Origin of the sequence: Variovorax sp. EBFNA2, from assembly GCF_033802765.1 — a bacterium.
In the GTDB taxonomy this organism is placed as follows: Bacteria; Pseudomonadota; Gammaproteobacteria; order Burkholderiales; family Burkholderiaceae_C; genus Variovorax; species Variovorax paradoxus_H.
Map to the genome: position 1 here is coordinate 5,591,291 of NZ_CP138496.1, position 13,969 is coordinate 5,605,259.

Consider the following 13,969-nt stretch of genomic DNA (forward strand, 5'->3'; position numbering starts at 1 on the left):
CGAGGCTGATCAGGCCACGGCCAGCGCGGCCGGCTCGCTCGTGTACGCACGCACCAGGCGCAGCAGTTCCTCTTCCGAGTACGGCTTGCCGAGGTAGTGGTTCACGCCCAGCTCGCGTGCGTACTCGCGGTGCTTCTCGGCGATGCGCGAGGTGATCATGATGATCGGCAGCTCGGCCAGCGCCGTGTCGGCGCGGATGTTGCGGGCCAGGTCGAAGCCGTCCATGCGCGGCATTTCGATGTCCGACAGCACCACGGCTGGGCGCTCCTGCTGCAGCCGCTCGAGCGCCTGCAGGCCGTCGGCCGCGAGCGACACGCGATAGCCTTCGCGCTGCAGCAGACGCTGCGTGACGCGGCGCACGGTGATGGAGTCGTCCACCACCAGCACCAGCGGAATCTGCGGCACCACCGGCGCGAAGGCCGCCGGGGTTTGCGGTGCACCGCCATCTGCCGACGCGGCATGGGTCGGCGCGGCCAGCGCGGCGGTCTGGCGCGCACGCGCCTGGTCGCCGTGCACTGCCGCCAGCGCCACCGGGTTGTAGATCAGTGCCACCGCGCCCGAGGCCAGCACCGAGATGCCGGCCAGGCCGGGCAGCCGTGCGAGCTGCGGGCCGAGGTTCTTCACCACGACTTCCTGGTTGCCCAGCACTTCGTCCACGTGCAGGGCGACGCGCTGCGCCGCGCTTCGCACGATCACCAGCGTGTTGTTCTTGGTGGCGGCGTGTTCGCTGCGGATGGAATGCTGCAGCAACGCACCGGCCCAGTAGAACGGCACCTGCTCGCTGCCGAAGGCAAAGCTGTGGTTCAGGTAGGCGGCCTCGAGGTCGGCACCGCTCACGCGCTGCACGAGTTCCACGAGGTTCGACGGCACGCCGATCGACACCTCGCCCGCACGCAGCATCACCACGTGCGTCACGGCGGTGGTCAGCGGCAGCACCAGCTTGAAGGTCGTGCCCTGGCCCGGCGTGCTGTGCGTTTCGATGCGGCCGCCGAGCGCGGCGATCTGCGCGCGCACCACGTCCATGCCGATGCCGCGACCGGCCAGTTCGGACACCTGTCCGGCCGTGGAGAAACCGGGCTTGAAGATCAGCTCGGTGGCTTCTTCGGGCGACAGGTCCTGGTCGTGGCCGAGCAGGCCGAGGGCGCGGGCACGTTCGGCGATGCGCTTCTGGTCGAGGCCTGCGCCGTCGTCGCGGAAGCTCACCGACACGTCGTTGCCTTCGTGGTGCAGGTCGATGACGATGAGGCCGCTGGCGTCCTTGCCAGAGGCTTCGCGCGCTGCCGCGTCTTCGATGCCGTGCGCCACGCAGTTGCGCAGCAGGTGTTCGAAGGCGGGCGTCATGCGGTCGAGCACGCCGCGGTCCATTTCGATGGAGCCGCCGACGATGTCCAGGCGCACCTGCTTGCCGGTGTCCTTCGAGGCCTGGCGCACCACGCGGTACAGACGGTCGGAGATGCCTTCGAACTCCACCATGCGCGTGCGCAGCAGGCCGCGCTGCAGTTCACGGGTCTGGCGTGCCTGCACGCTCAGGTCGTCTTCCGTGGCCTGCACGGTCTTCTGCAAGGTGCGCTGCACGGTGGCCACGTCGTTCACCGACTCGGCCATCATGCGCGTGAGTTCCTGCACGCGCGTGAAGCGGTCGAACTCGAGCGGGTCGAAGCTCTGCTGCGAGTCCTTGGCTTGCGCCAGGCGCGACTGCATCTGGCTTTCGGCCTGCACTTCGATGTCGCGCAGCTGCTGGCGCAAACGATCCAGGTTGCCCGTGAGGTCGGCGAGCGAGCCGCGCAGCTGGCCGAGTTCGGCTTCGAGGCGCGAGCGCGTGATGATGACCTCGCCGGTCTGCGCAACCAGGCGGTCGAGCAGCTGGGTGCGGATGCGCACCGCCTGGCCCGATGCCGCGCGCAGCGGCGCCAGCAGAGCCGGTGCGGGGCGCGGCAGCAAGGACGACGGGGCTGCAGCAGACACCGCATCAGCGGCCTCGCCGGCTTCGGCCTGGTCATCATTCGCCGACACGCGGACCTCGGGCGCCGACTGCACGCGCTGGATGGCGGGTGCGGTCGGGCTGGCGGTCGCGATCAGTTGGGCCACTTCGACCTGGGCGGCGTCGTCGGCCGCGCGCAGGGCGTCAAAGGTGTGTTGCAGCGTGTCGAGGCGGGCCAGCAGCTTTTCGATGTCGGCCCGCTCCGCCCCCTGGGAACCCAGGAGTTCGATCTCGGACTCCATGCGGTGCGCGCGCTCGCCCAGGCGCATGGCGCCAGCCAGCCGAGCGCTGCCCTTGAGCGTGTGCAGCGTGCGCAGCACCGAGGCGCGCGGCGCGCTGTCGTCGGGGTGGTGCGACCACTGGCGCAGCGCCTCGCCCAGCTGCGGCATCAGTTCGGCCGCCTCTTCCTCGAAGATCGGGAACAGGTCGACGTCGACCGCATCGGCCAGGTCGATGGCGTCTTCGTTGTCGTCCAGGACCACGTCGGCAAAGGCGTCGTTGGCGACGATCTGCTTCGGCAGCAGCGACTCGAAACGGGCCGCGGCGATTTCGGGCGGCATCGGCGCGGCGGCGATTTCGCGCAGCGCCTGCAGCGTGGCTTCGGACGGATCACGCAGGAAGCCGACGGCGAACTGGTGCAGCAGGCGACGCAGCTCATCGGCCGCGGCGACCAGCACCACGCCCTGCTCGCGCGTGCCGCTGCCCTGCATCTGCAAGTGCTGCAGCGCGGATTCGAGCAGGCGGGCCATGCCCGAGAGGCTGTGGAAGCCGACGGTGGCCGAGCTGCCGGCCAGCGAGTGGGCCAGTGCGATGGTCGAGTCGGGCAGGCGCTCGTGGGTTTCGAGCGCCCATTCGCCGACGTCGGTCGCCAGCTGGCGGGACCATTCGTCGGCTTCGTTGAGGTAGACGTTGTAGAGCGCGATGCCGATGCGCAGCGGACCGATGACCTTGACCTGGTCTTCGGCGCTCGGTGCGATGGAAGGCTCGGATTCGGGAACGGCCTCGGCCAGCACAGGCTCAAGCTCCGACACGGGCTCCGGTTCGGCCACGACGGCTGCAATCAGTTCTTCGACGACGACAGGGGCCTCGGCCTCGGGTGCGACGTCGACTGTCGCGGCCACGGGTTCCTGCTCCGGCTGCAGTTCAGGCAGCGCGTCGAGTGCCGGCAGTTCTTCGGCGACTTCGATGACTTCGACAGCGTCCACCACCTCGGCGACAGGCTCTGCGGCAGCCAGCGGCAGCGGCTCGGGCGCCCATTCGAGATCGGGCAGGCCCGACGCGGTCGGCATCGTCGCTTCGATCTCCGCAGCGGGTTCGGGCTCGACATACGACACGACAGGCTCGACAGGTGCGTGCGTCTTCGACGGCGCAAGGAAATCGAACTCGTCGCCGCTGGGCAGCGCTTCGAGCGGTGCGGGCGCGGTGCTTTGCTTGGTCTCGAAGTCGATGAAATCGGTGGAGGCGAAATCGTCGTCGGGCTCGGGTGTGACAGGCTGGGTGGATGCGTTTTGTGCGTGTTGTGCGTCTTGCGCCTGCTGCCAGTCGGAGAAGTCCAAGGTGGCATCAGGAGTTCCGACGTCTTGCGGCGTCAGCGACAGATCGGGCAGCTCCGGCAGCGCAAGCGATGCCGATTCGGCGGCAATGTGGCGTGCAGCCACTGCAAGCGCTTCGGCGTCGGCCACGCGCACCGGTGCGGGCACGGGCTCGCCAGCCAGCAGCGCATTGGCCACGCGGCTGAACGGCGCCGAGTGCCAGGGGCCTGCATCGCCGGCAGCGATGGCTTCGACCCACTGGCTGAAATCGCCCAGCATGCGCTCGGTGCTCGACAGCAGCTCAGGCGTGGCGTCGCGCTGGTCGGCCAGCCAGGTGTTGAGCACCTGTTCGAGCGACCAGGCGGCATCGCCGAAGTCGGTGAGGCCGACCATGCGCGAGCTGCCCTTGAGCGTGTGGAACGCGCGGCGCAGGATGGTGAGTTCTTCGGTGTCGCCGGGACGGCTGCCGAGCGCGGTGATGGCGGCCAGGCCGTTGCCCACCACTTCGCGGGCTTCGTCCAGGAAGATGTTCTGCAGGTCGTCTTCTTCGAGCTCGGTGACCTCGGTGTCGGGCAGCGCCGACGGGCCGGAAATCTTGGTGGTCCAGCTCTCGGCCTTGCGGCTGAACTCCTCCAGCGGCGACGGCTTGGTCTTGCGGTTGGGCGTGGCCAGCGCGGCGAGCTTGGAGGCGATCTGCGCGTCGACTTCCTCGATGCTGAGCACGGGCTCGGCGGCCGGCGCGGCGGCGCCTTCGGCCGGGGCCGCGGCATCGGAGGCGTGGCGGCCCATCAAGGGCTTGAGTTCGCCGGCTTCGGCGTCGAACACGAACAGGCGCTTGGCCAGTGCGGGCTGGTAACCCAACATGTCGATGAGGAAACCGAGCGCGCCCAGGTTGTTGCCGAGCGCGTCGAAGGTGGCCATTTCCTCGACGGGCGAGCGGTTGGCCTGCAGCATCTGGTCGACGTCGTCGCGCATGCGCTGCACGGTGAGTGCGGCCTGCTCGAGCCCCAGCACCGAGAACACACCGCGCATCTGCATGAGCTGGGTGGGCACGGTGCGCAGCAGCGGCTTTTCGGCCGGGCGGCGGAAATACTGGTCGAGCGACTTCTCGAGTTCGCTCAGGTGGCTGCGCAGTTCGTCGACCACGGTGCCCATGGTCTGGCGGTCGCTGACGCGGCGGTACAGGTCCTCCATCCACGGCTCGAGCGGCTCGGAACGGCCGCCGTCGCGCACGCGCTCGATGCGGCCGGCCAGCTGCAGCGTGCGGGCCGTGAGCTGCGGATCGCTGGGGTCGAGGTCTTCGAGCGCTGCTTCGAGGTACAGCACCGAGGTGGCGACTTCCATCGCCAGTTCGGTGTCGGGCGGCTGGCCGGAGCGCACCGAGGCGTCCACGGCATGGGTCAGCGCCTCCACCATCGGCTGGCTCGGCGGGTGCAGCTTGTGCAGCGATTCGCCAAGCTGCGCGAAGGTGTCGGCCACCTGCCGTGTGCGTGTGATGTCGCCGCCCGAGAGCGCCGACCACATTTCCTTGGCGGTTTCGATGCGCTTGCGTGCCTGCGAGAGCACCAGCGGATCGAAGCGGCCGAACTGCACCACCGTGTAGTCGACGCGCGGCTCTTGCGCCACGCCCCAGGCGCTGCGCACGGTGCGCAGCGTGGCGGCGTCGTCGTCTGGTGCGCCAGGACCGGCCTGGGCGCAGAAGAACAGCAGGTCCTGGCCGAGACGGTCGGACACCACGCTGTCGCCGCGTGCCAACGTGGCGTACTGCAGCAGCACGCGCGAAGCGGCGCGCTTGACGTAGGTGTCGAAGGGAATCAGGCCCAGTGCGAGGGCTTCGAAGAAGCCCGCAGCCAATGTCCAGAAGCTGGCGACACGCGGCAGCAGCGCACCGCGGCCGAGGCCCAGACACAGCGCATGCAGCCGGCGTGCAGCCTGCGGATCGCTGCTCTTGACCAGCTGCAGCACCTCGCGGTCGAGCCGCGAACGCACGGCCGGGTCGTAGGCCAGTGCCGCCTGCGTGAGCGCGGGCTTGACCTCGACCCAGCGCCACGCGGTGCTCCAGAGGTCCGCCGGGTGGACGCGCTCATTGCCGACCAGCTCCAGCACGTCGCGGTACTGCGGGAACAGCGCCACCGACGACACGGCCTTGCCGGCCAGCAGCGCGCTGAGGAAATCGGTGACGGCAAAGCCGGCACGCTCGATCTTGTGCACGGCACTGTCGGTGCAGCGCTGCGGCTCCGTGATGAAGCCTTGCACCGCGAATTCGATGGTGCCGAGTACCAGCGCGGGCGAGCTGTGGCCCACCATCTGCAGCGCGCCAACGGCCTGGTGCAGTTGCTGGCGGGCCATCTGCAGCGGGCCGCTTTCGGGCTCCGTGGCACTGCCCACGTCGCGCACGAAACGCCGCAGCGACTTGCCGACACCGTCGAGGGATTTCTGGATTTCTCCCAGCACCCAGGCCAGCGGCCCGAGGTCTTCGGTGGCCGGCATGTTGCCGGCGAGGGGGGCCGTGGCAGGGGTTTGAATCGACACGTTGATTGCTCGCCGTTCTTTATCTGTCAGTTTTTCACTGGGCGCCATGCGCCCTCAATGCATCCAGCCGTCGCAGTCACTTCAAGGGACACCGCGGAACCGGCTTTGCCGGGCCGCTGGTGTCGCCCCCGGAAGGGGGTTGGCGAAGCGACACGAAGTGCGCGAAGGCTGGGGGAGAGCTTCATTACGCAATCTTGAAACGAGCGACCGAGCGACGCAGTTCTTCAGCCATCTGCGAGAGCTCGCGCACCTGCTGGGCCGTGGTCCGCGTGCCTTCTCCGGTCTGTTCCGTCACCGCAAAAATGTGCTGAATGTTGGCAGCCACCACGTTGGCCGAATCGGCCTCGCGGGAAGCGGACTGCGAAATCTGCTCGATGAGGTCAGCAAGGCGGCGCGACACGCGGTCAATCTCGGTCAGCGCGGTACCTGCGTTGTCGGACAGCTTGGCCCCTTCGACCACACCCTGCGTGGAGCGCTCCATGGCGCCCACCGCATCCTGGGTGTCGGTCTGAATCGCCTTCACCAGCGCCGAAATCTGGCGCGTGGCGTCTGCGGAGCGTTCAGCCAGTCGCTGAACTTCTTCCGCCACCACCGAGAAGCCTCGGCCGGCTTCACCAGCCGATGCTGCTTGAATGGCGGCGTTCAGCGCCAGCACGTTCGTCTGTTCGGTAATGTCCGAGATCAGCTCGGTGATTTCGCCAATCTCTTGCGAGGATTCGCCCAGGCGCTTGATCCGCTTGGAGGTTTCCTGGATCTGGTCGCGGATGGAGTTCATACCGCCGATGGCGTTCTGCACGGCCTGCAAACCCGACGATGCGGCTTGCAGCGACTGGCGCGCCACCGTGGCGGACTCTTGCGCTTGCGTGGACACGCCGTTGATTCGCTCGGCCATGGTCAGCACCGACTGGCCGGTTTCGCGAATTTCGCGCAGCTGTTCGGTCGAGGCGGCGAGCAGCTCGGTCGAGGTGTTTTCCACCTGCGACGTCGTCTGTGCCACGCGGGTTGCCGTGTTCTGCACGTTGCCCACCAGCAAACGCAGTTCTTCCACCGTGTAGTTCACCGAGTCGGCAATGGCGCCGGTGATGTCCTCGGTCACGGTCGCTTCCTGCGTCAGGTCGCCTTCGGCCACCGTTTGCAGTTCGTTCATCAGCCGAAGAATGGCGGCCTGGTTGGCGTTGTTCACGCGGCCGGCTTCTTCCGAAGTTTGCTCGGCCGCCAGACGTTCGCGTTCGGCGGTCGCGGCACGTTCGCGGCCTTCGCGCACCTGCACGAAACCGATGGCGCCGGCCAGCGCCAGGGCGGCCAGCGACAGCACGAACAGCAGCACGATCGTTCCGGCGCCCAGGCCGGTGCGGGCAGAGAGCTTGTCTTGCAGGTCGCCCAGCGACTTACGCAGCGGCTCGCTGTCGGTCAGGATGGAGGCCTGTGCTTCGCGCGCGGCCACCAGACCTTGCAGATTGCCCAGAATGGCGGACGCCTGCGTGCGCATCTGCTCGTAGGTCTTCAGGATGGCTTCGAGCTGCTGGCGCGTCTGCGGGTCTTTCGAGCCGGGGAAGCGCTGCTGTGCGTTGCCGTCGAGCAGGCCGCGTGTGGTTTCCTGGAAGGTGTTCAGGTCCTTGCCGAGCAGGAACACGGCGTCGGGGTTCACACCCTCGACCGTGAAGAACTCGTTGGTCGACTTGCCGATGCGCTGCGTCAGCATCACGAGCTGGCCGGCGGCCGAGATTTCAGGCAGCGTGGCGTTCTGCTGCATCTTCAGCGACGCGACGGTTTCCGTCATTTCGAGCAGCGTGGACGACTGCTGGTTGATGTCGCGCAAGGCGGCACCCACCTGGGTCAGGATCTGGCGCTGGGCCAGCACGGCCTTGGCGCTGGTGTCGGCGCGGGTGACCAAGGGGTTGATCTTGCTCATCTCCTCGTCGTACTGATTGCCGACGGCTTCCAGGCGCAGCGAGTCGTCGCCGTTGGTAAGGCCCTGCACGCGACGCGAGAGGTCGTCCGCGCTGTCCTTCACTTCGACGAACGCCGAGGCGCTGCCGACGAGGGCCTGCGAGATCGATTTCGCCAGACGCTGCGACTGCATCAGCGACTGGCCGGTGGCCGCCACCTGCTGCGCCAGACGTTCCGCGCGAAGAATGGCGGAGCCAGCCACCAGCAACAGCGCCAGCACCACGATGGCCAGCAAGATGGCCAGCACGCGCTGCTGCTTGGCGGGGTTGGCGCCCATGCTGCCGCCCGTGGTGGCGGCCAGCGGGGCCGCTTCGAGCGTGGCCGCGTTGGCGGCCTCGATGGACGCGGGGTCGCCCAGCGTATCGATACCGCCGAAGCCGGTGTCGGTCACGGCGGCGGACGCGGAAACGCCATCGCCTTTTTTGGCGAGGCGGATCGTTTTTTCGTCCGGAACCTGAACCGTGTCGACATCGTCGAGCGATATCGAACCGGAGCCGTCGACGCGGGCCTTGTCGTTCCCGTTGTTCGCGGGGAGTAATTTCTTGAACTTGTCGGCGATCGAGCTCACGGTCGGTCCTTCAGGTGGTTGCCAGTGCCATGTGCCGAAGCACTACGCACCAATACTCAAAAACTGGGGTTGCTGCGAAAGCGCCTGCAGGTTGACTTCCTGCCAGCGCTCTCCTGCTGCGTCGGTGTACAGATGCCCGTGCCAGGCAGGTGCTTCTGCGCCCGGGGCCTCGGCGGCCGTGAAGGCCTCGACACCCCGCAACCCCGCCAGTCGATCGACCAGCAATGCGCAGTTGACTTCGAGCAGCTCGTTGAATGCCACGAGCCGCGATTGCATGCGTGCCGCTTCGGAGGCGGCGGGCGCGCCCGGCGCACCGGACGCAAACGCCGACAGCTGCACGACGCCGTACAGGCCGCCGCGCAGGTTGGCGACGCCGAGAAACCAGGGCTCCGTGTAGGGCACGGGCTGGGGCGGCGTCCAGGGAAAGATTTCGCCGGCGTGCGCGAGCGGAAAGAGGTACTTGCCCTCGCCCGCCTCGACCGCCAGCCAACTCGCGGCCACGCCCGTGGTGCGCGCAGCCTGGAGGCGGCTCGCAAGACGGGACTGGAAGGCGCGGAGCGCGTCGCGATTCGCCATGGATTGCGCAGGTTCCCGGTCAGGCGAGCGCGCTGATCTTGGACATCAGGTCGGCCGCGTTGACGGGCTTCACGATGTAGTCGCGTGCGCCCTGGCGCATGCCCCAGACACGATCGGTTTCCTGGTTCTTGCTGGTGCACAGGATGATCGGGATGGCCGCGTACTTCGGGTCGCGGGCGATGGCGCGCGTGAGCTGGAAGCCGTTCTGGCCGGGCATGACCACGTCCATGAGGATCAGGTCGGGGTGGTCTTCCTCGAGGCGGCGCATCGCGTCGTCGGCGTTTTCGGCCGTCTTCACGGAGAAACCGTTCTTCTGGAGGAGGTCGGTCAGGAACATCAGTTCCGTCTTGGAGTCGTCAACGACGAGGATTTTTCGAATCGGCATTACTGCACTTCCTGTTGAACAATGCCAAACTGCTGCACGGCCTGCAGCAGCTGGTCTTTGGTGAACGGCTTGGTGAGATAGTCCTGGGACCCGACCATGCGGCCACGGGCCTTGTCGAACACGCCGTCTTTCGAAGACAGCATGACGACCGGGACATTGGAGAAATGTGCGTTGCGCTTGATGATGGCGCAGGTCTGATAGCCGTCGAGACGAGGCATCAGGATGTCGCAGAAAATCAGGTGAGGCTTGTGGTCGTTAACCTTGGAGAGCGCGTCGAAGCCGTCTTCCGCGAGAAGAACCTCGTGCCCACCCTGCTTCAAAAAAATCTCGGCACTGCGCCGGATGGTGTTGCTGTCATCGATGACCAGCACCTTGTAACCAGATCCATTCGGGCTCATTGCAAACGCTCCTGCTCATCAGAGACTTGGATGCCCGCCGCGCCGAACATCGACGCAGATCGCGTAGCCCTATGCCATGCTTGTCAGATCTCAACCATTTCGAAGTCTTCCTTGCGCGCACCGCACTCAGGACAGGTCCAGTTCATCGGCACCTCGGCCCAGGCCGTGCCTGCCGCGATGCCGTCTTCCGGCACACCTACCGCTTCGTCATAGATCCACCCACAAATCAGGCACATCCAAGTTTTCGTGTTCATCGGAGCTTAAAGTCCTTGTTCATTAAATGCAACGAGTGTATCTATGCGTATCTCACTGGCAGACCGTAAACGTCGCGCCTATGCCACCATCTAGGGGATTTCGCCAGGCGTATGACCATCTACTTACATCCAGACGAGAACGCCCGTAACCCGGGCGATCTTAACGACCCCTCGCAGGACGACGAGGCGCTGAGCGAACGCGACCTGAATCCCCCCTGCGTGCTGGTGTTCAATGCCAGCGATCCGAGCGGCGCGGGTGGCCTGGGCGCCGACGCGCTGGCCATGGGATCGGTGGGCGCTCACATCCTGCCGGTGGTGACGGGCGCCTACGCGCGCGACACGGCCGAGATTTTCGACCACTTCGCCTTCGAGGAAGAGGCCGTGGCCGAGCAGGCGCGCGCCATCCTCGAAGACGTCGAGGTCCAGCTGATCAAGGTCGGCTTTGCCGGCACGCCCGAGGCGCTGAGCACCATCGCCGAGACCGCCGCCGACTATCCCGACGTGCCCGTGGTGGCCTACATGCCCAACCTGTCGTGGTGGGACGAGAACCTGATCGAGGCCTATCTCGACGCTTTTCGCGACCTCGTGCTGCCCCAGACCACGGTGTTGGTTGGAAACCACAGCACCCTGTGGCGCTGGCTGCTGCCCGACTGGAGCGGCGAGCGCCCGCCCGGCGCGCGCGACATCGCCAAGGCCGCCGGCGAGTTCGGCGTGCCCTACACCTTGGTGACCGGCATGGTGCTGCCCGACCAGTTCATCGACAACGTGCTGGCCTCGCCCCAATCGGTGCTGGTCAGCGAGAAGTACGAACGGCTCGAAGCCGTCTTCGCCGGCGCCGGCGACACGCTCTCGGCCGCGCTCGCAGCCCTGCTCGCCAGCGGCACCGACCTGGTCGCCGCCACGAGCGAAGCGCTCGCTTACATGGACCGCTGCCTCGACGCGGGCTTTCGCCCCGGCATGGGCCACGTGCTGCCCGACCGCCTGTTCTGGGCCGAGCCCGAGGACGACGAAGACGATGACGAACCCGACACCCCTCCCGATTTCGCTTTACCCCCGCACGACACGCGACACTGATTGATGACTGACCAGAACGACATTCTTTTCGAGCGCGCCCGCGCCGTGATCCCCGGCGGCGTGAACTCGCCCGTGCGCGCCTTCAAGGCCGTCGGCGGCACGCCCCGTTTCATCCAGCGCGCGCAAGGCGCCTATTTCTGGGACGCCAACGACAAGCGCTACATCGACTACATCGGCTCCTGGGGTCCGATGATCCTGGGCCATGGCCACCCCGCCGTGGTCGAGGCGGTGCAGAAAGCCGTGCTCGAGGGCTTCTCGTACGGCGCGCCGACCGAACGCGAGATCGAACTGGCCGAAGCCATCCTGGCCCTGGTGCCGTCGATGGAAATGGTGCGCCTCGTGAGCTCGGGCACCGAAGCCGCCATGAGCGCACTGCGGCTGGCGCGCGGCGCCACCGGCCGCAAGACCATCGTCAAGTTCGAAGGCTGCTACCACGGCCACGCCGACGCGCTGCTGGTGAAGGCCGGTTCCGGCCTCGCCACCTTCGGCAACCCGACCTCGGCCGGCGTGCCGCCCGAAGTCGTGCAGCACACGCTCGTGCTCGAGTACAACAACCTGCAGCAGCTCGACGAAGCGTTCGCGCTGCACGGCCAGGACATCGCCTGCCTGATGATCGAAGCGATCGCCGGCAACATGAACTTCGTGCGCGCCACGCCCGAATTCGCGAAGCGCTGCCGCGAGCTGTGCACGCAGCACGGCGCGCTGCTGATCTTCGACGAGGTGATGACGGGTTTCCGCGTCGGCCTGCACGGCGCGCAAGGCGTGCTGGGCGTCACGCCCGACCTCACGGTGCTCGGCAAAGTCATCGGCGGCGGCATGCCGCTGGCGGCCTTCGGCGGTCCGCGCGCCATCATGGAACAGCTCGCGCCGCTGGGCCCGGTCTACCAGGCCGGCACGCTGTCGGGCAACCCGGTGGCCACCGCCTGCGGCCTGGCCACGCTGAAGGAAATCTCGAAGCCCGGCTTCTACGAAGCGCTGGCGAAGAAGACCCGCACGCTGGTCGACGGCCTCAAGGCCGCCGCGGTCGCCGAGGGCCAGCCTTTCAACGCCGACAGCGAAGGCGGCATGTTCGGCTTCTTCCTCATGAACGAACTGCCGCAGAACTACGCGACAGTGATGACCACCGACAACGCACAGTTCAACGCGCTGTTCCACGGCCTGCTCGACCGCGGCGTGTACATCGCGCCGGCACTCTACGAAGCAGGCTTCGTGAGCGCCGCGCACAGCGAGGACGACATCGCGGCCACCATCGCCGCGGCACGCGAGATCTTCAGCAAGCGCTGACGCGCGCCCTCCCCGCTCAGGCGGGGTCGACCACGGCCACCGGCCCGGCCTCGGCTTCGAGCACCTCGGCCGCGGCCAGGCACAGGTCTTCGCGGAAGCGGTCGCTCACGAGCTGCACGCCCGTGGGCAGCCCCCGGCGCATGCCCATCGGCACCGACAGCCCGGGCAACCCCAGGATCGCGGTGGACAGCAGCGGGCTCTGCGCATCCAGGATCTCCCGCATCGCGGCGCTGCCGCGCTGGTCGGCGTCGACCGGGAACGGAGGGCGCCATGACACGGGCATCAGCAGCAGCGGATGGCGTTGCAAGAACAGCGCCCATTCACGCATCAAGCCCGTGCGCGCGGCCAGGGCGCGCATGTAGCCCGCGGTGTCGAACTGCGGCGCGTGCGCATCCATGGCGCGGTAGGCCTGGCGGATGGTGTCGTCGCCATCGCGCAGGAGCGCCTCTTCCACCAGCAGCCGGCTGTCGGCCATCGTCAATGACAGCCAGAGGTCGGCCGCCTCGCGCAGGCGCGGTGGCTGCGCGGGCTCGACCCGGTAGCCGGCGCTCTCCAGGCGGCGCGCCGCGCGCTGCAATGCATCGGCCACCTCGGGATCGCAGGCGTAGCCGGGCAGTTCGGTGCACAGTGCCACGCTGACCGGGCGGCTCGACGTTGCCGATTCCAGCGGCGCGGGCACCCACCACGGGTCACGCACATCGCGCTGCGCCATCGCGGCGAAAGCCAGCCGCAGGTCGCGCACGCTGCGCGCCAGCGGCCCTTGCACGGAGGTGAGCTGAACCACCATCGGCCGCTCGCTCCCGCCCGAGGGATTGAAGGCCGCCACACGCCCGAAGCTCGGGCGCAGGCCGTACACGCCGCAGGCGTAGGCCGGGTAGCGGATCGATCCGCCTTGGTCGTTGCCGTGTGCGATGGCGCCGATGCCGACCGCGACCGCCGCCGCCGCGCCGCCGCTCGAACCGCCCGGCGTGACGTCGGCGTTGTGCGGATTCAGCGTGCGTCCGTGGGCCGCGTTGTCGGTGAACCAGCGCATCGAGAACGCGGGCGTGTTGGTGCGGCCGACCACGATCGCGCCGGCGCGCTGCAGGTTTGCCACCACCGGACTGTCTTCCGTGGCCACGACGCTGCGGTAGGCCTCCACGCCGTTGGTGGTGGCGTGCCCGCGCTGGTCGACGTTGACCTTGATGGTGACGGGCACGCCGTGCAGCGGCCCCGTCGCTTCGCCGCTCGCCAGCGCCGCGTCGGCCTGCGCTGCCGCGCCCAGCGCTTCGTCGGCGCAGCGGTCGACCACGGCGTTCAGCTGCGGGTTCACCGCGTCGAGCCGCGCCAGGCTGCTGCGCACCGCGTCGACGCACGAGACCTCGCGCGCCTTGATGCGCTGCGCCAGGTCGGCGGCTTCCAGTTGCCAGAGTTGCATGCGTTGTCTCCTTGGGAA

General features: G+C 67.8%; 9 protein-coding genes. 2 read left to right on the forward strand and 7 right to left on the reverse strand.

Annotation, left to right across the window (positions count from 1 at the left end; all coding sequences use genetic code 11):
* Window positions 1-9: 9 nt before the first annotated feature.
* The 6 genes from RZE79_RS26305 to RZE79_RS26330 form a co-directional block, all read right to left on the reverse strand.
* Window positions 10-6,045, reverse strand: coding sequence for an Hpt domain-containing protein (locus RZE79_RS26305; protein WP_319357485.1), 6,036 nt, complete (start codon window positions 6,043-6,045; stop codon window positions 10-12).
* Window positions 6,046-6,229: 184 nt separating this feature from the next.
* Window positions 6,230-8,563, reverse strand: coding sequence for a methyl-accepting chemotaxis protein (locus RZE79_RS26310; protein WP_319357486.1), 2,334 nt, complete (start codon window positions 8,561-8,563; stop codon window positions 6,230-6,232).
* Window positions 8,564-8,605: 42 nt separating this feature from the next.
* Entirely contained in the window at window positions 8,606-9,139 is a 534-nt protein-coding gene (locus RZE79_RS26315; RefSeq protein WP_101490349.1) for a chemotaxis protein CheW, read from the reverse strand.
* 19 nt (window positions 9,140-9,158) lie between these two features.
* On the reverse strand, window positions 9,159-9,524 hold the full coding sequence (locus RZE79_RS26320; protein WP_099792919.1) for a PleD family two-component system response regulator: 366 nt from the start codon (window positions 9,522-9,524) through the stop codon (window positions 9,159-9,161).
* Entirely contained in the window at window positions 9,524-9,922 is a 399-nt protein-coding gene (locus RZE79_RS26325; protein ID WP_099792921.1) for a PleD family two-component system response regulator, read from the reverse strand. The genes RZE79_RS26320 and RZE79_RS26325 overlap by 1 nt, the downstream gene beginning before the upstream one ends.
* Before the next feature lie 83 nt (window positions 9,923-10,005).
* Entirely contained in the window at window positions 10,006-10,176 is a 171-nt protein-coding gene (locus RZE79_RS26330) for a rubredoxin (RefSeq protein ID WP_099792923.1), read from the reverse strand.
* Window positions 10,177-10,287: 111 nt separating this feature from the next.
* Between RZE79_RS26330 and RZE79_RS26335 the strand changes: the two genes are divergently transcribed.
* Both RZE79_RS26335 and hemL read left to right on the forward strand, forming a co-directional pair.
* A complete protein-coding gene (locus RZE79_RS26335; protein WP_319357487.1) occupies window positions 10,288-11,250 on the forward strand; it encodes a bifunctional hydroxymethylpyrimidine kinase/phosphomethylpyrimidine kinase in 963 nt (320 codons plus the stop codon).
* A 3-nt stretch (window positions 11,251-11,253) separates the two neighbouring features.
* Window positions 11,254-12,534 (forward strand): glutamate-1-semialdehyde 2,1-aminomutase, encoded by a 1,281-nt coding sequence (gene hemL, locus RZE79_RS26340; protein WP_319357488.1) that lies wholly within the window; start codon window positions 11,254-11,256, stop codon window positions 12,532-12,534.
* Between the two features lie 16 nt (window positions 12,535-12,550).
* Here hemL and RZE79_RS26345 read toward each other — a convergent pair whose 3' ends face one another.
* Window positions 12,551-13,951 carry an amidase family protein gene (locus RZE79_RS26345; protein ID WP_319357489.1) on the reverse strand — a complete coding sequence of 467 codons (1,401 nt, stop codon included), beginning with the start codon at window positions 13,949-13,951 and terminating at the stop codon, window positions 12,551-12,553.
* Window positions 13,952-13,969: the final 18 nt, after the last annotated feature.